General features: G+C 70.8%; 24 protein-coding genes and 1 pseudogene. 16 read left to right on the top strand and 9 right to left on the bottom strand.

What is annotated here, in order from left to right; all coding sequences use genetic code 11:
* Positions 1-80 precede the first annotated feature (80 nt).
* The 7 genes and pseudogenes from AB0L06_RS23040 to AB0L06_RS23010 all read left to right on the top strand — a co-directional run bounded on the left by AB0L06_RS23040 (position 81) and on the right by AB0L06_RS23010 (position 6,922).
* Positions 81-2,171 (top strand): DNA gyrase/topoisomerase IV subunit B, encoded by a 2,091-nt coding sequence (locus AB0L06_RS23040; RefSeq protein WP_500233121.1) that lies wholly within the window; start codon positions 81-83, stop codon positions 2,169-2,171.
* A 99-nt stretch (positions 2,172-2,270) separates the two neighbouring features.
* A pseudogene (locus AB0L06_RS23035) lies at positions 2,271-2,996 on the top strand (MFS transporter); the annotation flags it as partial.
* 59 nt (positions 2,997-3,055) lie between these two features.
* Positions 3,056-3,223, top strand: a complete 168-nt coding sequence (locus AB0L06_RS23030; protein ID WP_500233120.1) for a hypothetical protein — start codon at positions 3,056-3,058, stop codon at positions 3,221-3,223.
* Positions 3,224-3,417: 194 nt separating this feature from the next.
* Positions 3,418-4,452 (top strand): GlxA family transcriptional regulator, encoded by a 1,035-nt coding sequence (locus AB0L06_RS23025; protein WP_500233119.1) that lies wholly within the window; start codon positions 3,418-3,420, stop codon positions 4,450-4,452.
* A 9-nt stretch (positions 4,453-4,461) separates the two neighbouring features.
* A complete protein-coding gene (locus tag AB0L06_RS23020) occupies positions 4,462-4,947 on the top strand; it encodes a hypothetical protein (RefSeq protein WP_500233118.1) in 486 nt (161 codons plus the stop codon).
* A 227-nt stretch (positions 4,948-5,174) separates the two neighbouring features.
* Positions 5,175-6,251, top strand: a complete 1,077-nt coding sequence (locus AB0L06_RS23015; RefSeq protein ID WP_500233217.1) for a sensor histidine kinase — start codon at positions 5,175-5,177, stop codon at positions 6,249-6,251.
* Positions 6,248-6,922: a response regulator gene (locus AB0L06_RS23010; RefSeq protein ID WP_500233117.1), complete on the top strand. Its 675-nt coding sequence runs from the start codon at positions 6,248-6,250 to the stop codon at positions 6,920-6,922. Before AB0L06_RS23015 ends, AB0L06_RS23010 begins: the two co-directional genes overlap by 4 nt.
* Before the next feature lie 23 nt (positions 6,923-6,945).
* Here AB0L06_RS23010 and AB0L06_RS23005 read toward each other — a convergent pair whose 3' ends face one another.
* From AB0L06_RS23005 to AB0L06_RS22985, 5 genes are all read right to left on the bottom strand, one after another.
* Positions 6,946-7,926 (bottom strand): ABC-2 membrane transporter-related protein, encoded by a 981-nt coding sequence (locus tag AB0L06_RS23005; protein WP_500233116.1) that lies wholly within the window; start codon positions 7,924-7,926, stop codon positions 6,946-6,948.
* Positions 7,923-8,804 carry an ABC transporter ATP-binding protein gene (locus AB0L06_RS23000; protein ID WP_500233115.1) on the bottom strand — a complete coding sequence of 294 codons (882 nt, stop codon included), beginning with the start codon at positions 8,802-8,804 and terminating at the stop codon, positions 7,923-7,925. The genes AB0L06_RS23005 and AB0L06_RS23000 overlap by 4 nt, the downstream gene beginning before the upstream one ends.
* The gene (locus tag AB0L06_RS22995; RefSeq protein ID WP_500233114.1) at positions 8,801-9,160 is read right to left on the bottom strand and encodes a GntR family transcriptional regulator; all 360 of its coding nucleotides are present in this window, start codon (positions 9,158-9,160) and stop codon (positions 8,801-8,803) included. Before AB0L06_RS22995 ends, AB0L06_RS23000 begins: the two co-directional genes overlap by 4 nt.
* Positions 9,161-9,278: 118 nt before the next feature.
* The gene (locus AB0L06_RS22990; protein WP_500233113.1) at positions 9,279-10,220 is read right to left on the bottom strand and encodes an acyl-CoA dehydrogenase family protein; all 942 of its coding nucleotides are present in this window, start codon (positions 10,218-10,220) and stop codon (positions 9,279-9,281) included.
* Complete coding sequence (locus tag AB0L06_RS22985; RefSeq protein ID WP_500233112.1) at positions 10,217-11,347, bottom strand: acyl-CoA dehydrogenase family protein; 1,131 nt, start codon at positions 11,345-11,347, stop codon at positions 10,217-10,219. Before AB0L06_RS22985 ends, AB0L06_RS22990 begins: the two co-directional genes overlap by 4 nt.
* A gap of 241 nt (positions 11,348-11,588) precedes the next feature.
* Here AB0L06_RS22985 and AB0L06_RS22980 point away from each other — a divergent pair, with 241 nt between their 5' ends.
* The 6 genes from AB0L06_RS22980 (at position 11,589) to AB0L06_RS22955 (ending at position 16,907) form a co-directional block, all read left to right on the top strand.
* The gene (locus AB0L06_RS22980) at positions 11,589-12,128 is read left to right on the top strand and encodes a hypothetical protein (protein ID WP_500233111.1); all 540 of its coding nucleotides are present in this window, start codon (positions 11,589-11,591) and stop codon (positions 12,126-12,128) included.
* A 406-nt stretch (positions 12,129-12,534) separates the two neighbouring features.
* Positions 12,535-13,923 (top strand): M20/M25/M40 family metallo-hydrolase, encoded by a 1,389-nt coding sequence (locus tag AB0L06_RS22975; protein ID WP_500233110.1) that lies wholly within the window; start codon positions 12,535-12,537, stop codon positions 13,921-13,923.
* Positions 13,924-13,977: 54 nt separating this feature from the next.
* Positions 13,978-15,339: a glucose-6-phosphate dehydrogenase gene (locus tag AB0L06_RS22970; RefSeq protein WP_500233109.1), complete on the top strand. Its 1,362-nt coding sequence runs from the start codon at positions 13,978-13,980 to the stop codon at positions 15,337-15,339.
* Between the two features lie 86 nt (positions 15,340-15,425).
* Positions 15,426-15,851 carry a nuclear transport factor 2 family protein gene (locus AB0L06_RS22965; RefSeq protein ID WP_500233108.1) on the top strand — a complete coding sequence of 142 codons (426 nt, stop codon included), beginning with the start codon at positions 15,426-15,428 and terminating at the stop codon, positions 15,849-15,851.
* Positions 15,852-15,900: 49 nt separating this feature from the next.
* A complete protein-coding gene (locus tag AB0L06_RS22960; RefSeq protein ID WP_500233107.1) occupies positions 15,901-16,389 on the top strand; it encodes a GNAT family N-acetyltransferase in 489 nt (162 codons plus the stop codon).
* Positions 16,390-16,430: 41 nt separating this feature from the next.
* The gene (locus tag AB0L06_RS22955) at positions 16,431-16,907 is read left to right on the top strand and encodes an NUDIX hydrolase (RefSeq protein WP_500233106.1); all 477 of its coding nucleotides are present in this window, start codon (positions 16,431-16,433) and stop codon (positions 16,905-16,907) included.
* On the opposite strand, the gene AB0L06_RS22950 is transcribed toward AB0L06_RS22955, so the two are convergent.
* Positions 16,873-17,271 carry a VOC family protein gene (locus AB0L06_RS22950; RefSeq protein ID WP_500233105.1) on the bottom strand — a complete coding sequence of 133 codons (399 nt, stop codon included), beginning with the start codon at positions 17,269-17,271 and terminating at the stop codon, positions 16,873-16,875. The two genes, AB0L06_RS22955 and AB0L06_RS22950, sit on opposite strands and share 35 nt — an antisense overlap.
* A gap of 92 nt (positions 17,272-17,363) precedes the next feature.
* Between AB0L06_RS22950 and AB0L06_RS22945 the strand changes: the two genes are divergently transcribed.
* Positions 17,364-18,416, top strand: a complete 1,053-nt coding sequence (locus tag AB0L06_RS22945) for a helix-turn-helix transcriptional regulator (RefSeq protein WP_500233104.1) — start codon at positions 17,364-17,366, stop codon at positions 18,414-18,416.
* Between the two features lie 145 nt (positions 18,417-18,561).
* Here AB0L06_RS22945 and AB0L06_RS22940 read toward each other — a convergent pair whose 3' ends face one another.
* From AB0L06_RS22940 to AB0L06_RS22930, 3 genes are read right to left on the bottom strand one after another with little or no spacing between them, the layout of a single operon-like run.
* A complete protein-coding gene (locus AB0L06_RS22940) occupies positions 18,562-18,984 on the bottom strand; it encodes a DUF397 domain-containing protein (RefSeq protein WP_500233103.1) in 423 nt (140 codons plus the stop codon).
* 8 nt (positions 18,985-18,992) lie between these two features.
* Positions 18,993-19,187, bottom strand: coding sequence for a DUF397 domain-containing protein (locus tag AB0L06_RS22935; protein WP_500233102.1), 195 nt, complete (start codon positions 19,185-19,187; stop codon positions 18,993-18,995).
* Positions 19,184-20,044: a helix-turn-helix domain-containing protein gene (locus AB0L06_RS22930; protein WP_500233101.1), complete on the bottom strand. Its 861-nt coding sequence runs from the start codon at positions 20,042-20,044 to the stop codon at positions 19,184-19,186. The genes AB0L06_RS22935 and AB0L06_RS22930 overlap by 4 nt, the downstream gene beginning before the upstream one ends.
* 24 nt (positions 20,045-20,068) lie before the next feature.
* Between AB0L06_RS22930 and AB0L06_RS22925 the strand changes: the two genes are divergently transcribed.
* Positions 20,069-20,491 carry an ATP-binding protein gene (locus AB0L06_RS22925; RefSeq protein ID WP_500233100.1) on the top strand — a complete coding sequence of 141 codons (423 nt, stop codon included), beginning with the start codon at positions 20,069-20,071 and terminating at the stop codon, positions 20,489-20,491.
* On the top strand, positions 20,439-20,990 hold the full coding sequence (locus tag AB0L06_RS22920; RefSeq protein WP_500233099.1) for a hypothetical protein: 552 nt from the start codon (positions 20,439-20,441) through the stop codon (positions 20,988-20,990). Before AB0L06_RS22925 ends, AB0L06_RS22920 begins: the two co-directional genes overlap by 53 nt.
* The last annotated feature ends 8 nt before the right edge of the window (positions 20,991-20,998 follow it).

Here is a 20,998-nt window from a genome sequence, read left to right as displayed (position 1 = left end):
GAGCGGCGTGCCTGTCGGTGGAGTGTCGGTCCCCGGGGGTACCCTCATGCCGACCGTCCATCCCCCGAGGAGCACAGCAGTTGACCGCCGTCACAGCCGAAGCGACCGCAGACGACCAGCAGGGCTACTCCGCCCGGCACCTCTCGGTGCTGGAAGGGCTGGAGGCCGTCCGCAAGCGACCCGGCATGTACATCGGGTCCACCGACTCCCGGGGCCTTGCGCACTGCCTCTGGGAGATCGTCGACAACTGCGTCGACGAGGCCCTGGCCGGGTACTGCACGCACATCAACGTCGTGCTGCGCGCCGACGGCTCGTTCGAGGTCGGTGACGACGGCCGCGGCATCCCCGTCGACATCGAGCCGAAGACCGGCCTGCCGGGCATCGAGCTGGTGATGACGCGGCTGCACGCGGGCGGCAAGTTCGGCGGTGTCTCCTACACCGCGTCCGGCGGTCTGCACGGCGTCGGCGCGTCGGTCGTGAACGCCCTGTCGGCCCGGCTCGACGTCGAGGTCGACCGCTACGGCGAGACCCACGCGATCAGCTTCCGCCGCGGCCTGCCGGGCGAGTTCGCCGACGAGGGGCGGCCCAACGCCCGGTTCAAGAAGAAGTCCGGGCTGCGCCAGATCGGCAAGGTCGCCAAGAAGGCCACCGGCACCCGTGTCCGGTTCTGGCCGGACATGCAGATCTTCCTCAAGGGCGCGACGGTCGACACCCAGCTCGTCCTCGACCGGATGCGGCAGACCGCCTTCCTCATCCCCGGCCTGACCATCGACGTCCGGGACGAGCGCGGTGAGGAGGTCGTCGCCGAGACCTTCCGGTTCGACGGCGGCATCTCCGAGTTCTGCACCTACATGGCCAAGGACCAGCCGCTCGTCGACGTGCTGCGGCTGCAGGGGCGCGGCCACTTCACCGAGACCGTCCCGGTGCTGGACGACCAGGGCCACCTGGTCCCGACCGAGGTCGAGCGCGACCTCGAGGTGGACGTCGCGCTGCGCTGGGGCTCCGGCTACGACACGATCACCCGCTCGTTCGTCAACGTCATCGCCACCCCCAAGCACGGCACCCACGTGCGCGGCTTCGACCGCGCCCTGCTCAAGGTGCTCAACGAGCAGCTGCGCGCGACCAAGCTGCTGAAGGTCAACGACGACGACGTCATCAAGGACGACGTGCTCGAGGGCCTCACCGCCGTCATCACCGTCCGGCTGCCCGAGCCGCAGTTCGAGGGGCAGACCAAGGAGGTCCTCGGCACCTCGGCCGCCACCCGGATCGTGTCGCAGGTGGTGAGCCGGGAGCTCAAGGCGATCTTCGAGAACCCGGGGCGCGGCATGAAGCTGCCGCTGCGCACCGTCCTGGAGAAGGTCGCGGGCGCGGCCAAGACCCGCATCGCGGCCCGTACCCAGCGCGACAACCAGCGCCGCAAGAACGCGCTGGAGAGCTCGGCGCTCCCCGCCAAGCTGGTCGACTGCCGCACCGCCGACGACCGCAGCGAGCTGTTCATCGTCGAGGGCGACTCGGCCCTCGGCACCGCCAAGCTCGCCCGCGACTCGGAGTTCCAGGCGCTGCTGCCGATCCGCGGCAAGATCCTGAACGTGCAGAAGGCGTCGGTCGCCGACGTGCTGAAGAACACCGAGTGCGCCGCGATCATCCAGGTGATCGGGGCCGGTTCGGGCCGCTCGTTCGACCTGGAGAACGCCCGCTACGGCCGCGCGATCCTGATGGCCGACGCGGACGTCGACGGCAGCCACATCCGCACCCTGCTGCTGACCCTCTTCTACCGCTACATGCGGCCGATGCTCGAGGCCGGACGCGTCTTCGCCGCCGTCCCGCCGCTGCACCGGATCGAGCTGATCAAGCCGAAGAAGGGCCAGGACAAGTACATCTACACCTACACCGACGCGGAACTGCGGCAGCGCCTGCTGGAGCTGGAGCGCAAGGGCCAGCGCTGGAAGGAGCCCATCCAGCGCTACAAGGGCCTCGGTGAGATGGACGCCGACCAGCTGGCCGAGACCACGATGGACCCGCGGCACCGGATGCTGCGCCGCATCCGCGTCGAGGACGCCGAGGCGGCCGCGAAGGTGTTCGAGCTGCTCATGGGCAGCGAGGTCGCCCCGCGCCGCGAGTTCATCATCGGCGGCGCGGCCGAGCTGGACATGAACCGCATCGACACCTGATCGGATCGATGACGACGAAGGCCGCGTCCCCGGGTTCCGGGGGGCGCGGCCTTCGCGTGTTCCGCGTTCGTCGCGGGGTGGCGCTTCAGGCGGCGGCGGATGCTGCTCGTCGCGCTGGGCGCGCTCGTCGCGCGGTACACCGATGGGTATCGGCCGGTGTTCTGGGTGATCGCGGGGCTGGCGGCCGTCGCGACGGCTGTCGTCGCGCTCGTCGTGCGCGACGGCGAGCCGCCCGCGCCGGGACGGCTCGACCTGCCGGGTGCGGCGCTGCTCGCCGGGGTGCTGGTCAGTCTGCTCCTGGGGATCGGTCAGGGGCGTGCCTGGGGCTGGACGTCCGGGCGCGTCCTGGGGCCGTTCGCCGCGACGGTGGTGCTGGGCGTGCTCTGGGTCGTGGTGGAGCGGCGGGCGGCCGAGCCGCTCGTGGACATCGGGATGCTCACCCATCGCGGCACGGTCGGCGCGAGCGTCGCGTCGATGCTGCTCGGGTTCGCGCTGTACGGGGGGTTCACGCTGATCCCCAACTTCGTGCAGACGCCGGCGCGGGCGGGGTACGGGTTCGGGGCGTCCGTGCTGGCGGCCGGGTTGTTCCTGCTGCCGACGACGTTGCTGATGCTCGTGGTGTCCACGCAGGCGGGACGGTTGATGCGGCGGATGCCGGCGGCCGTTCTCGTCGCCGCGGGGTCGGTGCTGACGGCGCTCGCGGTCGGGTGGCCCGCGGTCTCGCATGCTCACCGGTGGGACGTGTACGGCGCGACGGTCCTGCTGGGGATCGGGGTCGGGCTGGCGTTCGCGGCGCTCGGGACGATGGCGGTCGAGCACGTCCGGCCGGAGCAGACGGCCGTGGCCAGTGCCGTGAACAGCCTGGTCAGGCTCTCCGGCGCGGCGTGGCCGGGGCGGTCACCACGGCGTTGCCGGCCCGGGACACACTGCCGCACACGACCGTCCCGACCGAGCACGCCTACACGACCGGGTTCGCGCTCGGCGGCGGTGTCGCGTTGCCGGCCGCCGTCGCGGCGCTGGTCTTCCATGCGCTCACGCGGGATCAAGGCTGATCGGCACAGTGTGACGGGCGGTCCGGAGTGTGGCGGGGATCTTGTCGGTGGCGCGGGCGATGATCATCGAGACGGAGCCGTATCGGTCGCGCCATCGTCCGATTCGTGTGGAATCGGTCAAGTGCTCAGGGTCCCCGTCGTCGCGTCGGCCGGGGCGTGGCGGGATTGTCCTAGGTGGTGCTTATTCTGCCGCCATGTCGTCCGGACTCCATCAGGTCGCCGTGCTCGCGGTTCCGCCGCAGTCGCCGTTCGAGCTGGCCAGCGTCGCGCAGGTCTTCGGTGTCGCGCACCCGGGCGTCCCGGCGCGCTACGCGTTCGCGGTGTGCGCCGAGACGCCGGGCGCCGTGCCCGCCCTGGGGGGCTGCCCGCTGTCGGTCGAGCACGGCCTCGACCTGCTGGACGGCGCCGACACCGTGATCGTCGCCGGGTGGCCCGACCACGCGGCCCGTCCGTCCGATGGGCTGGTCGCGGCTCTGCGCGGCGCGCACGCACGGGGTGCGCGTGTCGTCGGGCTCTGCTCGGGGGCGTTCGCGCTGGCGGCGACTGGACTGCTCGACGGACGGTCGGCCACGACGCACTGGCGCATGGCCGACGAGCTGGCCGACCGGTATCCGGACGTGACCGTCTGCCCGGACGAGTTCTACATCGACCACGGAGACGTCGCGACCAGCGCCGGGCCGGGCGCCGCCGTCGATCTGGCGCTGGCGCTCGTCCGGCGGGACCACGGCGCGGCGTACGCCGCCGAGATCGCCCGGCACATGGTGGTGCCGCCGCACCGGGACGGCGGTCAGCGGCAGTACTCGCGGCTCGCACCGCGGCCCGGCCGGGCGGCCGAGGAGACCCTGGCGGCGGTGGTGGCGTGGGCGGAGGCGAACCTGCACCGGCCGATCGGCGTCGCGGAGCTGGCGGCGCACGGCGCGGTCTCGCCCCGGACGCTGGCCCGGCTGTTCGAGCGGGAGCTCGGCGTCGCGCCCGGCCGGTGGCTGCTGCGGCGGCGCATCGAGACGGCCCGTACCCTGCTGGAACGCACCGACGCGACCGTCGAGGCCGTCGCCGCGGCCTGCGGTTTCGTCGACCTGTCCAACTTCCGGCGCCGGTTCGCCGCCGAGACCGGCACGACCCCCGGGCGGTACCGGCGGGTGTTCTCCACTCCGGAGGATGCTCCACCTCGGGGTGGAGCGGCCGAACTCGGGCCCAGCTCCGATGTCCCGGAGGGCGCCGCTCCGTAGCTTCGAGGTATGAGCACTCCCGTGAACGTCCTGATCGTCCTCCTCGTCCTGGGCCTGGTCCTGCTGCGGCAGCTCACGCCCCGCCGGATCAAGGAGGCGAAGATGTACACGCTTCCGGTGATCCTCGTGGTCATGGGCGTGGTGCAGGGAGGGCTGGTCGACCGTGCGCACGAGGCCCTCAGCATCGGGCTGCTGGCGGTGGAGGCGGTCGTCGGGCTGCTGCTCGGCGCGATGCGGGCCACCACGATGCGGCTCTGGCGCGAGCCCGACGGCTCGCTCTGGCAGCGCGGCGGCGGCCTGACGATCGTCGCGTGGATCGCGTCGATCGCCGTCCGGATCGGGCTGATCGGCATCGCCTACGCTGTCGGCGTGCATACCGGATCGGGAAACCTGATCGCCTTCCTCGGCCTGTCCCTGCTCGCCCAGTACGCGATCCTGGCCATGCGGTCCCGTTCCCTGCCCACGCGGCGCACCGGTGCCGGCGCCGCCGCATGAGCGAACGTCCGGTGGCGCGCCCGCCCCGCGGCTCCTCCACGGGCGCGCCTCCCGAATCCTCCGGCTCGGCCGGAGCCCCGGCTTCGGTCATCGAAGCCGATCGCCCGTCCCGTCCGGCGAGGCAGGGGCCGCTGCAGTGGATGGGGCGGTATGTGGCGTTCCAGGGGTGGTGGAGCGCGTGTGAAGCGGAGCGGTCGCCCGGCCGGAACGGAGCGTCCGTCGACCGGATGGAACGGCTCGTCGCGCGAAGCGGCCTGCTGATCTGGGGGTTCGGCTTCTACACGCTGGCGGCGTTGAAGTCCGGTCCGCACCCGGCCGCCGCTTGGGCGGGGTTGGTCGTCCTGAGCCTGCTGGCCGCCGCCGGGCTGGCCTGGGGCCTGGCGGGCTTCGCTCGCGACGACGCGTCCCGGTGGCTGCTGCTGCCGCTCGGGATCACCGTCCTGTCCGGGTTCGGCGTGAACCTGATCGACCCGCACGTCGGGGCGCTCACGTTCGCCTACGTCGCGTCCGGGATCGCCGTGGCCCGCCGTCCGGGACTGGACGGGGCGCTGTTCATGGCCGGGACCGCCGGCACGCTCGCGGGCATCCAGCTCGTCACCGAGCAGTCGGTGGCCTTCTGGTCGCTCATGTCCTTCTTCGGCGTCTACGCGGTCGCGCTCGCGCTGCGGGAGCGGCGCCAGCGGCGGCGGTCGGAGGCCAACGAGGCGACGCTCGCCGAGCGGTCCCGGATGGCGCGGGAGATCCACGACATCCTGGCGCACTCGCTGTCGGCGCAGATCGTCCACCTGGAGGGCGCGCGGCTGCTGCTGACCCGGGACGACGACCGCGAGCGGGCGCTCGAGCGGGTCGAGCGGGCGCAGCGGCTCGCCCGGACGGGCCTGGAGGAGACCCGGCGGGCCCTGGCCGCACTGCGGGGCGAGGCGCCGGAGCTGGACGAGGCGCTGGCCGAACTCGCCGACGAGTTCCACGCGGCGACGGGCCGTCCGGCCGATCTGGAGATCACCGGGACGCAGCACGACCTGACCTCGGCCAGGGCCTTGGCGCTGGTCCGGACGGCGCAGGAGGCGCTGACGAACGTCCGCAAGCACGCGCCCGGCGCGTCCGTGCGGATCCGCCTGGACCACCTGCCGGACGCCGTCCAGCTCACCGTCACCGACACCGGCGGCACCGAGGAGCCCGTCATCGCGACCGCGGGCGGGTACGGGCTGGTGGGCATGCGGGAGCGCGCGGAGCTGGTAGGTGGGACCCTGGAGGCCGGACCGGACGGCAAGGGCTTCCGGGTGGCGCTTCGGATACGGGTGTGACGGGCGAACGAGTGACGCGGGTCGTCGTGGTGGACGACCAGACGGTGGTGCGCGAGGGGCTCGTCCTGCTGCTGGAACTGCTGCCGGGACTGGAGGTCGCGGGCTCGGCGGGCGACGGCGAGCAGGCGCTGGAGGTGGTCGCGCGGGTCGCGCCCGACGTGGTCCTCATGGACCTGCGGATGCCCCGCATGGACGGGGTGGAGGCGACCGCGAGGATGCGCGAGCTCCACCCGGAGGTCGAGGTGGTCGTCCTGACCACCTACGCCGACGACGAGTCGATCTTCGCGGCGCTGCGCGCGGGCGCCCGCGGCTACCTCACCAAGGACGCCGGGGCGGACGAGATCGCGCGCGCGATCGAGGCCGTGCGGGGCGGGCACGCGCAACTCGACCCGGCCGTCCAGCGCCGCCTGGTGGAGGCGGTCACGGCGGGGGAGCAGCGGCCGAGGTCGCGCGGCACCGGCCTCCCGGACGGCCTGACCCGCCGGGAGGTCGAGGTGCTGACGCTGATCGCGCGTGGGCGGTCCAACGCCGAGATCGCGCGCGAGCTGTTCATCAGCGAGGCCACGGTCAAGACCCACATCAACAACCTGTTCGCGAAGGCGAACCTCCGCGACCGGGCCCAGGCCGTCACGTACGCGTTCCGCAACGGCCTGGTCGGCGAGGACGACTGAGGCCTTCCGCGGCGCCGGGGCCGTCAGATGCCGCGGCGCCGGATCTGGTGGACGGCGAAGGCCAACAGGACGAGGGCGAGCCCGGCGAATATCGAGAATTCGATGAGCTGGAACGTCCAGAACCGGTCGGCGGGCTGGTACACGGTCTTGAGGTGCATGCCGAGGCCGCGCAGGTAGGCGTCGGAGTCGTGCATCGTCCGCACCTGGTCGTCCAGGCGCGCCTGTTCGGCGGACGTGAGGGCGTGCCCGGACGAGTTCACCAGCTGATAGTCGAGCGTCCAGCCGGGCTTGCCGGGGACGGTGGGCACCGCCGACGGGCCGAAGGTGTGGTGGAGCGTCGGCGCGGAGAGCCTGGTCGCGGGGGTCTGGAAGCGCTGCCGGAGCCAGAACTCGACCGGCATGCGGACGGCCATGAAGCCCGCGAACGCCACCACGATCGCCGGGACCGTCCGCCGCATGAGCAGCCCGGCCAGCACTCCCAGCGCGAACGCGAACAGCGTGTACCCGGTGAGCGACAGCCCTTCGAGGTCGAACGCGCCGGGCGCGAACCGTCCCGTCACGTCGTCCATGGGTGAGCGGAACCAGGTGAAGACCAGGGAGAGCGTCAGGCAGATCGCGGCGATTCCGGCGCTGACCAGCAGGATCCGCTGCGTGAGCCACCGCCCGCGCGGGACGGACTGCGTCCACGCCAGCCGCCACGTGCCCTGCTCGTACTCGCGTCCGAGCACCCCCGCGCCGACGATGGCGCCGATCAGTCCCGGGAGCGGGCTGAACCACGTGGACAGGTGGTTCGCGATCCCGTTGTACTGCTGCACGAACGCGATCATCGCCGTCTGGCAGGGGTCGCCGCCGGTGTCGTGCGCCAGGCACGCCCCGACCCCGTGCGAGGAGAACGACCCGCGCACCGCCTGGCCGTACGGCAGGAAGATCGCCGCGACCAGCGCGATCAGCGCCAGCCCCGCGTACACCTGCGTCCGGTGCAGCCGCCACGTGAACCAGATCACCGCGTCACCGCCGGCTGCTCGAGGTAGGCGAGGATCAGTTCTTCCAGCCCCACGTGGTGCTCCTGCCAGATCGGATGCAACTCCGCCTCCACTCCCGTCCTGACGAGCAGGTCGCTGTGCCGCTCGCTGTGCACGGCCCTGACCACGCCCGGCATGTCGGCGGCCGCCTCGCGCGGACCGCTGATCATCCGGTGCGCCGCGAGCACGTCCTCGATCGCCCCGTCCAGCCGGACGGTTCCGTTGTTGAGCAGGACGAGCCGGTCGCAGACCGCCTCCAGGTCCGCGATGACGTGCGACGACAGCAGCACGGTCACGTTGTCCTCGGCGACGGCCGACATGAGCGTCCGCGTGAAGTCCCGCCGCGCCACCGGGTCGAGGTTCGCGAGCGGCTCGTCCAGGACCAGCAGCATCGGACGCTTCGCCAGCGCGAGCGCCAGCGACACCTGCGCCTGCTGCCCGCCCGACAGCGCCCCCGCCCGCCGGTCGAGCGGGATCCCCAGCCCGTCGAGACGCATCTCGGCGAGCTTCCGGTCGAACCGCGGGTTGAGGGCCTGTCCCATCCGCAGCAGCTCCGCGACCGTCATCCTCCGGTACAGCGGATGCTCCTGCGCCACGAAGCCGACCCGTGCCAGCGCCTCGGCCGACCCGCTGTCCGCCTCCTCGCCGAAGATCCGCACGCGCCCTTCGGACGGACGCAGCAATCCGCACGCCAGGTGCATCAGCGTCGTCTTCCCGGCCCCGTTCGGCCCCACCAGCGCGATGACCGACCCGGCGGGCAGGCTCACCGAGCAGTCCCGCAGCGCCCAGGACCGTCCGAACCGCATCCCGAGCCGCTCGGCCTCGAGGGCCGGCGCCGATGCCGTCTGCTCCGCCGTCATGCCACGCCCTCCGCCCGGACGTCGTTCCACACCGTCGTGATCAGCGCCGTGACCGTCTCCTCGTCCAGCCCGGCTCCGCGCGCGTCCCGCACCCAGCGCTCCAGCGACCGCCGCAGCCGCGCGTAGTCCGCCGGCGCCACCGCCTCCACCTCCGCCGTGACGAACGTCCCCTGCCCGGGCTTCGCCGCGACGATCCCCTCGTTCTCCAGCTGCCGGTACGCCTTCACGACCGTGTTCGGGTTGATCGTCAGCCCCCCGACCACCTCCTTCACGGTCGGCAGCTGATCCCCGTGCCGCAGATAGCCGAGCAGCAGCGCCTGCCGGACCTGCTGCACCAGCTGCAGATACGGCGGCACCCCGCTCCGCCCGTCCAACCGGAACCGAATCACCCCGAAACTCCGTTCTACTATGATGTTAGTAAAACGGTAGATCGCCACCTCGGGCCCCGTCAACCCGGCACTTGGGCGTGACCGGTCAGAGGGAGGCCATGAGGCGGGTCCGGTGGGTGGCGGGGGAGCCCCAGGCGGTGTGGAGGGCTCGGGCCTTGCGGATCCAGAGGGACGGGTCGTACTCGGCGGTGTAGCCGATGGCGCCGTGGACCTGGAGGGCGGTCTTCGCGGTGGTGTAGGCGGCCTCGGCGGCGGCGATCTTGGCGGCGGAGGTATCGCGGGGGAAGTCGGGGGTGCCGTGGGAGAGGGCGGCGGCGTGGATCAGCGGACGGGCGAACTCGAGGCCGACGAGGGCGTTCGCCAGGTGGTGCTTGACGGCCTGGTACTCGCCGATGGGGTGGCCGTACTGGCTTCTGGTCCTCGCGTAGTCGACGGAGACGTCCAGGAGGCGGCGGCCCAGGCCCAGGTGCTGGGCGGCGCAGGTGAGGGTGGCGAGGTCGAGGGCCGTATCGTCGGCTTCGCCGAGTTCGCGGGTCGGCGCGACCTCGAAGAGGCGGCGGGACGGGTCGATCGACGGGCGGAGCGCCCTCGTCGGCCGGGCCTCGTGGAGGGCGCCGTCCCTGACGGTGAGGACGAGGTCGGCGACGTCGGCGTCGAGGGCGTACGGCGCGGCCACCGAGACCATGGCCTGGCCTGCGGCGATGCGGGGGAGCCAGTGGGTGTCGCCGGTCGCGGCCAGGAGGGCCGCGGCGGCGACGGTCTCGACCAAGGGGCCCGGGACGGCGTGGCGTCCCAGTTCGTGAATGGCGGTGACGAGCTCGACGGGGAGCAGGCCCATGCCGTCGTGCTCCTCGGGGACGGCCAGCGCGAACACGCCCGCCTCGGCCAGGGCCGTCCAGACGCGGCGTCCGGGGGCGTGGTCGCCGGACGACCAGGCGCGGATCGCGGACGGCGTGCCGGCCTGGTCGAGGAGTTTGTCCAGGCTGCCGGCGAAGAGGCGGTGCTCCTCGGACAGGACGAACCTCATCGCGCCCCCCTGGGCAGGCCGAGCACGCGCTCGGCGATCACGTTCCGCTGGACCTCGTTGGTGCCCGCGTAGATCGGGCCCGCGAGGGAGAACACGTAGCCCTCCAGCCAGTCGCCGTCCAGCTCGCCGTCCGGGCCGAGGATGTCGAGGGCGGTCTCGTGCAGGGCGATGTCGAACTCGGACCAGAACACCTTGTTCAGGCTCGACTCCGCGCCGATGTCGTCGGTGCGGGAGATCGTCTCGAAGCCCTTGAGGCGGTAGGCGCGGGCCTTGAGCCAGGCGTCCGCCACCCGGTCGCGCAGGGCCGTGTCGGACGGGTCGCCGCGTTCGCGCCAGAGGGCGAGGAGGCGGTCGGCGGCGGCGGTGTACCGGCCGGGGGAGCGCAGCGTGAGGCCGCGCTCGTTCCCCGCGGTGCTCATCGCGACCTTCCAGCCGTTGCCGGGGTCGCCGATGACGTCCTCGTCCGGGACGAACACGTCGTCCAGGAAGAGCTCGGCGAACGCGGGCTTGCCGTCGAGGCGTCCGATCGGGCGGATCGTCACCCCGGACGCGTCCAGCGGGAACATCAGGTACGTCAGGCCGCGGTGGCGTTCCGACCCGGGATCGGACCGGAACAGCCCGAACGCCTGATCGGCGAAGGCGGCGCGCGAGCTCCAGGTCTTCTGCCCGTTCAGCAGCCAGCCGTTGTCCAGGCGCGTGGCGGTGGAGCGCAGCGCCGCCAGGTCGCTGCCCGCGCCGGGCTCCGACCACGCCTGCGCCCAGACCACCTCGCCGCGCGCCATCGGCGGCAGGACGCGCCGGAGCTGCTCGGGCGTCCCGTGCTCGAACAGCGTCGGGGCGAGGAGGTTCACGCCGTTCTGCGAGACCCGGCCGGGCGCGCCCGCCGCGTAGTACTCCTCCTCGAAGATCAGCCATTCGAGCGGGGTGGCGTCGCGTCCGCCGAACGCCGCGGGCCAGTTGACCGTCGCGTAGCGGTCCGCGCCGAGCGTCCGCTCCCACGCGCGGTGGGCGGCGAAGCCCTCGGCGGTCTCCAGCGACGGCAGCGGCTCGGCGGGGACGTGGGCGCGCAGCCAGTCGCGGGCCTCCGCGCGGAACGCCTCGTGGGCGGGGGAGAAGTCGAGATCCATCAGCGGCGGCCTTCACCTTCCGGGGTCCATGCCGACGATTCATCTAACAACTGTTTGGTAGATTAAAGCATGACGGTCGTGGGCCGCCGTTCCGCCGTCGCATACGACGGTGGCCGGCCGTCCGGAAAGAGTGTGCGGACCAAGGCTCGGCAACGATCGAGTCAAGTCGTCCAGTCCGGCCTGACCTGCGGCGCAGCATGGGAGCGGCTTCCTGTGCCCGCGCGACCGAGAGGACGGTCAGGTGCCGAAGAGCTGGATGATCGCCGACTTCCTGCGCCCGTACGCGCAGTGGCGGATCGAACGGGCCGAGGAGCGCGACGACGGGCGCAACGCCCGTGCCGCGATCGGCCTGATCGACGCCGCCGCGTACGCGATGCAGATGGACGACAGCGACCGGCTCATCGACCGGATGGCGGCCGCGGGCTGCTTCGCCTTCGGCCGCTTCAACCCGGGAGCGGAAGGTGAACGCCTCATCCGCCGCTGGCACTACGACGACACCGAGGGCGCCCCGCGCGACCTGTTCGCCGCCCTCGCCGACGCCGCCGAACGCGGAGTCGGCCCGTCCCCCGCGCCCCCGACGTCCCGCGCGGCCAGCCGCTGGCGCAATCTCGACCGCGGCGCCCGCCCCAGGACGCCGCCGTCCGGCGCTTCCGCCGAAGGCCGCACCACCCGGACCTCGGGCGGCACGTCCTCCTTGGATCCGTCGGCCGTCGAACCGCCCGACGCCGCGCCCTCGTTGCGAATGCCCGGCTCTCGCCGGGGTGAGAGCTTCCCGGCCTGAACAAGCGGGCGCTAGGTAAGCTGGCGCGGCGGGGGTGACCGTTCCGAGGAGAGGATGCCCATGTCCGACGCGAAGCACGCGACCGACGCGAAGCTCATGCCCGACGTCGCGCACATGAAGACGCGGTCTGCCGGCGCGTTCGGGGGGTGTTCAAAACAGCCCAAACGAAGATCCACGAATGCGGGCATTTTCGAGCCGGACGGGCTATGCTACAAATGTCTCGAAGGTCACCTTATTGCGAGTGAGCTGACCTACGCGCAGAGCACCGGCCACCCATCTGCGGGGTGGCCGGTGTTTCGCATTCTGGACGGTTCGGGCGATTCCCGGAGCCGTTTCCCCCATCGTCGCCACGGGTAGATCGCCTTCGAGTCGTCCCCCCGGAACGGTACGAATCCGGGGGTGAGTTGTGCGGGACGTTGGGGACGACTGGGACGCCCGGGGCATTGAGGCCAGGGCGCGGGCGCTCACTCCGGACCTCGTCGGCGAACTGGAACGACTCGCGGCCATCCCGTCGATCGCGTTCCCTGGATTCCCTCCCAACGAGGTCACCCGGGCGCACGACCATGTCGTCCGGATGCTGACGGAAGCGGGCGTTCAGGACATCGGCGCGATTCGGCTGCCGGATACGCCGCCGGTCATCGCGGGCGCCATTCCCGCACCCGAGGGCGCGCCGACCGTTCTTCTGTACGCGCACTATGACGTTCAGCCACCAGGGGACGAATCGCTGTGGACGTCGCCGCCGTTCACGCCGACGCCGTTCGACGACGAGAGGGGTGGCGGGAAGGCGATCAGGGCGCGCGGCATCGCCGACGATAAATCCAACATCCTTGCTCATGTTGGGGCAATTCGGGCGTGGAATGGGCGCCCGCCGGTGGGGATCAAGATCGTCTTCGAAGGCGCGGAGGAGTGGGGAAGTCCGCTTGACGCGTACCCGGTCAGGCATCCGGACGAGTTCCGGTGCGACGCCATGGCCATCGCGGACATGGGGAACCCCCATGCCGGACAGCCGACTCTGACGGTCGCGCTACGCGGCGTCGCCGATGTCATCGTCGAGGTGCGGACGCTCGAAGGGGCCAAGCACAGCGGCAACTTCGGTGGCCCGGCCCCGGACGCGATGCTCGCGCTCGTCCGCGCCCTGACCAGTCTGCACGACGACAACGGGGACGTCGCGGTCGAGGGACTGCGGCGCGAGCCGTGGACCGGCGCGACCTACACCGACGTGGAGTTCAGCGAGGCCGCCGGGGTCGAGCCGGGGATGCCGCTGCTCGGCACCGGCACGCTGGGCGAACGCCTCTGGTCGGGGCCCGCGATCACCGTCACCGGCATCGACGCGATCCCGGTGGACAAGGCGGCCGGCGCCTGCGTCCCGTTCGCGCGGGCCAAGATCAACCTGCGGATCCATCCCGAGCAGTCCGCCCAGGAGGCGCGGGCCGCGCTGATCCGGCACCTGGAGGCGCAGCGGCCATTCGGGATCGCGCTGACCGTGTCACTCGCGGGTGAGGCCGGGGACGGATACCGGGCCGAAACGGACGGCCCGGCTGTGGAGGCCATGAGCGCGGCGATGCGCGCCGCCTACGGGACCGATCCGGTGCAGATGGCGGCGGGCGGCGCGATTCCGCTGGTCAGCGCGCTTCACAGGGCCGTCCCAAGTGCCGAGATGCTGCTCTTCGGCGCGCAGGACGGCAGGTGCAACCTGCATGCGCCCAACGAACGCGTCCTGGTGTCCGAGCTGGAGAACACGGTCGTCACGGAGGCCCTGTTCTTCGCCGAGTTCGCCGCCCGCTGGGGGAAGTGACGTGTTCGCGGTGGATGAGTCCGTTTCGGGCGCGACTGTTTCGGGGGTGGTGTCATGAGTCGGGGGCCGGTCGCGTCCGCGCTGGTGCTCTACGGGATCACCGGGGATCTGGCGCGGAAGTCCCTGCTGCCCGCGCTGTACCGGCTGGCCGAGCGCGGCCGGCTGCACGTCCCGGTGATCGGGGTGACGCGCCGGTCCTGGACGGACGAGGATCTGCGCGCCCATGCCCGCGCCGCGATCGGGGACGAGCTGGACGAGTCGGTCTTCGACCAGTTCGCGTCCCGGCTGCGGATCGTGGACGGCGACCTCACCGACCCGGAGACCTTCCGCCGCATCTGCGACGCCGTCGCGGACGCGCCGTTCGTCACGCACTACATGGCGACCCCGCCGACGCAGTTCATGATCATCGCCGAGCAGATCGCCAAGGCCGGGCTCAACCGCGACGCCCGGCTCGTCGTCGAGAAGCCGTACGGGCACGACCAGGCGTCGGCCCGCACCCTGGACGAGGACCTGCGCCGCACGTTCGGCGACGAGGACCTGTACCGCGTCGACCACTACCTCGGGTCCGAGGCCGTCCGGGGCGTGCCCGTCGCGCGGTTCGCGAATCCGATGGTCGAGACGGTGATGAATCGCGATCACGTGGCGTCGATCCAGATCACGATGGCCGAGGACTTCGACGTCGCCGACCGGGGCGCGTTCTACGACCCGACCGGCGCGGTCCGCGACGTGGTGCAGAACCACCTGCTGCAGATCCTCGCGCTGCTCACCATGGACCCGCCGTCCTGCCGGGACGCGCTGGCCGAGAACGTCGCGAAGTGGGAGCTGCTGCGCGCCGTGCGGACGATCGAGCCGTCCGACGCGGTGCGCGGGCAGTATGACGGCTACCTGCATGTTCCCGGTGTCCATCCCGATTCGACGACCGAGACGTTCGTCGCCGCCGGCGTCTGGATCGACAACTGGCGCTGGAAGGACGTCCCGATCCACATCCGCGCCGGGAAGTGCCTGCCGCTGAGGGCCTCCGAGGTGATCGTCCAGCTCAAGGACCCGCCGGTGTCCCTTTACGGACACCCGGAACCCAACCTGCTCCGGCTGCACCTGCACAAGCGGCACGGCCTCGAGCTGAACCTCTCCGTGAACCGCGCCGAGGGACAGCCGGTGCAGGCCGCCGCCGTGCCCGTCCACGTCCCGCCCGTGGGGATCGCCGAACCGCCGTACGAGTACGTCTTGGAGGCGGCGATCGTCGGGGACGCGGCCGCCTTCGCGTCGTTCCCGTTCATCGAGGAGTCGTGGCGGGTCGTCTCGAAGATCATCGATGTCGAGGACGCCCCGCTCCACTACATCCCGGGGACCTGGGGGCCGGGACCGTCCGAGGTCCTCCCCGGCCCGTCCGGCTGGCACCGCGTCGCCGGCGAATGACCGGCATTACCTCTCACGTCATGGCCGCCGTGCGGCCTCGTCCGCCAAGATCGTTTCGTTCGCCGAAACACTCTTGGGGGCACCTGATGACGACCACGCGCACCACCGTCGAGACCCTGTTCGCACGCGTCGCCGAGGGCGATCCGGAGCGTATCGCCGCGATGTTCGCCGATGCGTGCGACTGGAAGCTGAACTGGCCGGACGCCGAACACGGACGGGCCGAAACCCCCTGGATCCGGCACCGCTCCACCCCGGCCGAGTACGCGGCCCACTTCGCGGAGATCGCGGCCCACCACGTCCCGGAGAAGAACGACACCCGGATCGACCGCATCCTCGTGGACGGCGACGACGCCTTCGCCCTGGGCGTGATCCGCCAGACGGCGCGCACCACCGGCCGTCCGTACGAGTCCCGCCTCGCGCTGCACCTCACCGTCCAGGACGGCCTGATCACCCGCTACCACGTCTATGAGGACAGCCTCGCCGTCGCGCAGGCGTTCGCCACGGACGAGTGATCGCTCGCGTGCCTGTTCCCGGACGCTTCGTCCGCCTAGTGTTCTCCGAGTGAAGGAGATCGTGACGTACGTCGAAATGACGTCCCGTGAGCAGCTCGCCCCGGCGGCTTCCGTTCCCGGCCTGGCCCTGGAAACACTGGCCCTGGAGTCGCCCCTGTTGGTCGACCTGCACACCCGGGTCGGCACCGCCTACGGGTGGGGCAGCGCGACCCGCACCCAGGAGGAATGGGCGGCGAAGTTCCCGTCCCGGAGGTTCTTTTTCCTGGCTTTCGAGGATGAGCCCGCCGGGGTGGTCACCTACGACCTCCACCCCGGCGACGACGTGGAGATCGCGAGCTTCGGACTGCTCCCGGAGTTCATCGGCAAGCGCATCGGCGGGTACGCGTTGACGCTCGGCATCCGACAGGGCTGGGAAATCGCCCCCGAAGTGTCCAGGGTCTGGTTGCACACGTCGACGCTCGACCATCCCCATGCGCTCCCGAACTACCATCGCCGCGGCTTCCGCACCTTCAAGACAGAGGAACGCGAGCGCCCGTGACGTTCTCCGGCAATCGGCTCTGAGCCAGGCAGGCGGGAATCGTGGATGCCGGCGTGCGCACTCGTGTCTCGGCCTACGGCATCGCGCTGGCGGACGGCCGGATGCTTCTGGTCCGTCTGGCGGACACCTCGCCGATTTTCGAACCAGGACTATGGCACCTGCCAGGTGGGGGGATCGATCCGGGCGAACAGCCCGTGGAAGCCCTGGCCCGCGAGTTCAGGGAGGAGACGGGACTCGAACTCGCCGCCGCTCGCCTCCTCGACGCCCGGACTTACGGGGTCCAGCGCGGCGGGATGAACTGGAACCTGACCGCCCTGTTCTACGCCGTCACCCTCAAGGCCGCTGAACCGCCAGTGGCCGAGCTGGACGGGACGACCGACGCGGCGGTCTGGATTCCGGTGGCCGACCTGCAGAGCTCGAAGCTGTCCCCTGCCGCCGCCGACGCCCTGACCATCGCGATGCCACACGGGGACCGGCCAGCCGTCAGCGTGCGAACTTCTCGATGGCCGCCGGGGTGACGGGGGTGAAGAAGTTGACGAGGTTGCCGTCGGGGTCGCGGAACAGGAGCGACCGGTTGCCCCAGGGCATCGTGGTGGGCTCGGTGACGACGTCGCTGACGAAACCGGTCAGGTTCTGGTGGACGCGGTCCACGTCGTCGACGAGGAACTCGATGATCACGCTGTGGTTGTCCGCGGGGCGGGCGGAGCCCGGGGCGAACAGCGGGACGGTGCGGGTGCCGGCGATCGCGAGGGTGGCGTTGGGCGTCCTGAGTTCGGCGAAGTCCTCGGTGGCCCAGGCCGCCCGCACGCCTGTGGCCCGCTCGTAGAACTCGACGAGACGCGCGACGTCGCCGGTGATGATGCGGACAGAGACGAAGTCCATGGTGATCTCCTTGGGGTGCTGGAATCGCTGCGATCCGCAGACTAGGTGAAATAGTGGACAGAATCCGTCCTGTATTCGCCTAGGCTGGGAAGATGTCCCGACCCACCGGCCGCGTCCTGACACTCCTGGAGCTTCTGCAGTCGGGCGGCACTCGGACCGTGGCCGAACTCGCCGACCGGCTCGGCGTCGAAGGACGCACCGTGCGGCGGTACGTGGACCAGCTGATCGACCTCGACGTGCCCGTGGAGTCGGTGCGCGGCCGCTACGGCGGGTACCGGCTCGCTCCCGGGTACCGGCTGCCTCCGCTCATGCTCAGCGACGACGAGGCGTTGGCCGTGCTCCTCGGCCTGGTGGCAGGTCGCCGAGCGGGACTGACGACGGAGCACACGGCGAGCGAGACGGCATCGGCCAAGATCCGGCGCGTCCTGCCCAAGCACATCGCCCGGCGGCTCGACGCACTTCTGGAGTCCCTCGCCTTCACGGAGGAGCCCGGTGAGTTCGCCACCCCGGACGCCGGGGTCCTGCTCACCGTCACCGACGCGGTGCGCCACCGCCGACCGGTCGCGATCCGCTACACCGACCGCGACGGACGGCGCAGCGAACGCACACTGCACGCGTACGGAATCGTCGCCCATGAGGGCCGGTGGTACGTCACGGGCAAGGACGTCCGAATCGGCGAGGACCGAACCTTCCGGCTCGACCGCATCGCCGACGCACGAACCTTGCCCGGTTCATTCGAGGCGCCCGGAGGCCCCGGGCCGGCGGAACGCGTTGTGTCGGGATTCGCCACGGCTGATTATTGGTATGAGGTGACCCTGCGGATCCACGCGACGGTGGAGCAGATCCGCGCCCATCTTCCTGCCAGCGTCGCAGCTCTGGAGGAGTACGAGCCGACGGCGGATCGGACAATCGAGCGTTGGCTGCGCGTCGAGCTACGAGCGGAGCGGCTCGACTGGCTGCCTCCGGCGCTCGCCGCGATCGACCGGCCGTTCGTCATCGAACGTCCCGATGAACTGCGCGACCTCGTCATCGCGCTCGCCGATCGCCTCACATCCTCCGCCCGCCGAAACCACGAGCAAGCCAGGACGCAAGACAACGCGACCAGCCGTCCGCAGAACTCCGAGCCGCCCCCGCCCGACGCTTGATCGCCCAGCTCAGCGTCGGAGCCCGCCGATATCGACAACGCAACTCCGTGATGGCCGCCGGGCCGGCGGCGCCGTTCAACGTGTCGAGCAGCCCATTAGCCCGCGCACACGCAGCTCGCCACACATTTTCGCCACTCCGTGCAGGTCAGAGGTCATAAACGCTGCGCTTGACCCGTCCGACGAACTCGCGCCAGCTGGACGCGTCGACGGCCAAGACCGGCCCGTCCGCGTCCTTGGAATCACGCAGAGCGCAGCGATCTCCGACGGCGGCGGCTTCAACGCAGTCGGAGCCGCCGCCCTGCGAATGGGTGCTTCTGCGCCAGGCCGTGTGGTGCGACTGGGGTGCTGGCATCCTGCCTCCCTGCGGGGCGAGGCCGCTGCGCTTGACCCATCCGATGAACTCGCGCCAGCTGGACGCGTCGACGGCCAAGACCGGCCCGTCCGCGTCCTTGGAGTCGCGCAGGACACAAGACACTCCCAGCGAGCTGACTTCTACGCAGTCCGCGCCGCCACCTTGGGAGTGGGTGCTCTTGCGCCAGGCAAGGTGATGCGAGTGGAGCGGTGGCATTCACCCTCCTACAGGTCGAGGTCGCCTCGCTTGACGTGTTCGAGGAGGCGGCGCCACGTGGTGCTGTCGAGGGTGATGATGGGGCCGGACGTGTCTTTGGAGTCGCGGACGGCCCGTCCGTGGTTCGTGGCGGCGACCTCCACGCAGTCCGTGCCGCCTCCCTGGGAGTGGCTGCTCTTCCGCCAAGCGAGAGAAGAACTCATTTCGCTCCTTCGAACTCGTGGAGGAGGTAGGCCCGCGTGGCCTCGACGGACGTTGCTGCGGTGCACAGCTCGTCGAATCTCGAACGGTAGCGCTTCAACTCGTCCTTCTCTTCGAGAAAGCGATCATCGAGTCGGGTCTCCAAGAAGACGATGTCACGTTCGGCCGGATCGGAGAAGCCCAGATAGGTGAAGGCCTCACCGGCTCCCTGGTAGAGGCCGACTGACGTCGGGATGATCTGGAGAGCGACATTGTCGTGTTCGAGCATTGTGATCATGTGCTGGAGCTGGGGGCGCTGAACGGGACTGGAATTGAGGCGCAGCACGACGTTCTCGTCCATCACGGCATGGAAGCGCGCGGGGGAATCGAGGCGAAGCAGAAGCTCCTTGCGTTCAAGGCGCGCGGTGACATGCCGCTCGATCTCGGCGGGGTCGTCGATCCCGCCGAACCGCGTGGCCTCGGTGATGTACTCGGCGCACTGCAGGAGGCCGGGGACGAAGGTGTTCTGAAACGTGAGGACGCTGCTGGCCGCCGTCTCGAATCCCGGAAACTCGTTGTGGAAGACGTCGTTGTAGCGCGTCCACCACCCGCGCTGGCGTCCGTCGCGCGCCAGCTTGATCAACGCCTCCTGTTCTTCGCCCTCGACGCCGTAGACCTCGCAGAGGTCGGCCACCGCGTCGCTGTTGGGCTCGACCCACTTGCCCTTCTCGATGTAGTTGAGCTTGGCCTGACTCCAGTTCAGCAACTTGCATACTTCGGTCGTGGTCATGCCGGCCGTCCTCCTCGCAGTGAGGAGCTTTCGGCTCAGGGCGCGCTTCTTGACTGTCGGGCTGTACCCCGCAGGGTGGATGTGCGACATGTAGCGACGTTCTCACGCTCTGCAATGATCATTCTCGGGAATGAAGAACTCCAGTTTCATTTCGAGAATCGACTGTACGGTTCTCGACATCCTGTCACCCTGGATCGCGAAACGAACACGTTCAGCAACGATGTCGACGTCAGCGGGGTGGTGATCGAGGTGGGGAATTCTCCTGGTTCGGTGGATTCGGTCCTTGGGGCGGTGCGGGTGTTGGCGGGGGAGTGCGTGACTTGGGCGTTGCCGCCGGACGAGTCGTGTGCCGCTGTCGCTCGGCGTTACCTGCGGGGTGTCATGGCGGAGCTCGGCGTGGCCGACGAACTCGTCTATGACGCGTCCACGATGGTCTCGGAGTTGGCCGGCAACGTGTTCCTGCACGCGTTGGGCGGAGTGCCTCGTGCGCCTGCGTTGGGGGCCCCTGCCGGAGCTCTCGGTGTACCGGCGCGGTGAGAAAGCGCAGCTTGTCGCGCAGGTCTTCGACGTGGCGCCCTGGAAGGGGGCGTCTCCGTGGACGGCTTCCCGGGCGCCGCTCGACAGTGAGGGCGGACGGGGGCTGGAGGTCGTGGACGCGCTCGCCGCTGAGCATGGCGGGGAGTGGGGCGTCCATCGGAGTCGGTCGCGGCTCGGGGGCCTACCCGCGTCCGGGAAGGTCGCCTACTTCGCGTTGCCCGTTGGGGCCGCCTGGCCGTTTCCACTGGTGGACGTGGGGCCCGCGCTGCGGCGGCTGGAGGCCGCTCTGGTCGCGCGAGGGCTTGGGTCCATGCATCGGAGTGAGGGCTGGAACATGGGCGTTCTCTCCGTGCGGGCCGAGATCACGGTGTGGGCTCGGCCGCACGGATTTCACCTCACCACGCCCAGCGTCGGAACGACACGGCACGCGCTGGGCGAGATCACCGAACTTGCCGAGCTCATCGTCCGCTGCAATGAGGACCTCGACGCCCGGGGCTGATGGCCGTC

This window comes from Spirillospora sp. NPDC052269 (assembly GCF_040679435.1).
GTDB lineage: Bacteria > Actinomycetota > Actinomycetes > Streptosporangiales > Streptosporangiaceae > Spirillospora.
Note: the sequence above shows the minus strand (reverse complement) of the source record. Positions and strands in the feature narration are given on the sequence as shown.

Bases quoted from the DNA above. Each gene is read 5' to 3' on its own strand.
- AB0L06_RS23025 (WP_500233119.1), top strand. From the start codon at position 3,418: ATGTCGTCCGGACTCCATCAGGTCGCCGTGCTCGCGGTTCCGCCGCAG.
- AB0L06_RS23020 (WP_500233118.1), top strand. From the start codon at position 4,462: ATGAGCACTCCCGTGAACGTCCTGATCGTCCTCCTCGTCCTGGGCCTG.
- AB0L06_RS23015 (WP_500233217.1), top strand. From the start codon at position 5,175: ATGGAACGGCTCGTCGCGCGAAGCGGCCTGCTGATCTGGGGGTTCGGC.
- AB0L06_RS23000 (WP_500233115.1), bottom strand. From the start codon at position 8,804: ATGACGGCGGAGCAGACGGCATCGGCGCCGGCCCTCGAGGCCGAGCGG.
- AB0L06_RS22990 (WP_500233113.1), bottom strand. From the start codon at position 10,220: ATGAGGTTCGTCCTGTCCGAGGAGCACCGCCTCTTCGCCGGCAGCCTG.
- AB0L06_RS22985 (WP_500233112.1), bottom strand. From the start codon at position 11,347: ATGGATCTCGACTTCTCCCCCGCCCACGAGGCGTTCCGCGCGGAGGCC.
- AB0L06_RS22970 (WP_500233109.1), top strand. From the start codon at position 13,978: ATGAGTCGGGGGCCGGTCGCGTCCGCGCTGGTGCTCTACGGGATCACC.
- AB0L06_RS22965 (WP_500233108.1), top strand. From the start codon at position 15,426: ATGACGACCACGCGCACCACCGTCGAGACCCTGTTCGCACGCGTCGCC.
- AB0L06_RS22950 (WP_500233105.1), bottom strand. From the start codon at position 17,271: ATGGACTTCGTCTCTGTCCGCATCATCACCGGCGACGTCGCGCGTCTC.
- AB0L06_RS22945 (WP_500233104.1), top strand. From the start codon at position 17,364: ATGTCCCGACCCACCGGCCGCGTCCTGACACTCCTGGAGCTTCTGCAG.
- AB0L06_RS22940 (WP_500233103.1), bottom strand. From the start codon at position 18,984: ATGCCACCGCTCCACTCGCATCACCTTGCCTGGCGCAAGAGCACCCAC.
- AB0L06_RS22935 (WP_500233102.1), bottom strand. From the start codon at position 19,187: ATGAGTTCTTCTCTCGCTTGGCGGAAGAGCAGCCACTCCCAGGGAGGC.
- AB0L06_RS22930 (WP_500233101.1), bottom strand. From the start codon at position 20,044: ATGTCGCACATCCACCCTGCGGGGTACAGCCCGACAGTCAAGAAGCGC.
- AB0L06_RS22925 (WP_500233100.1), top strand. From the start codon at position 20,069: ATGATCATTCTCGGGAATGAAGAACTCCAGTTTCATTTCGAGAATCGA.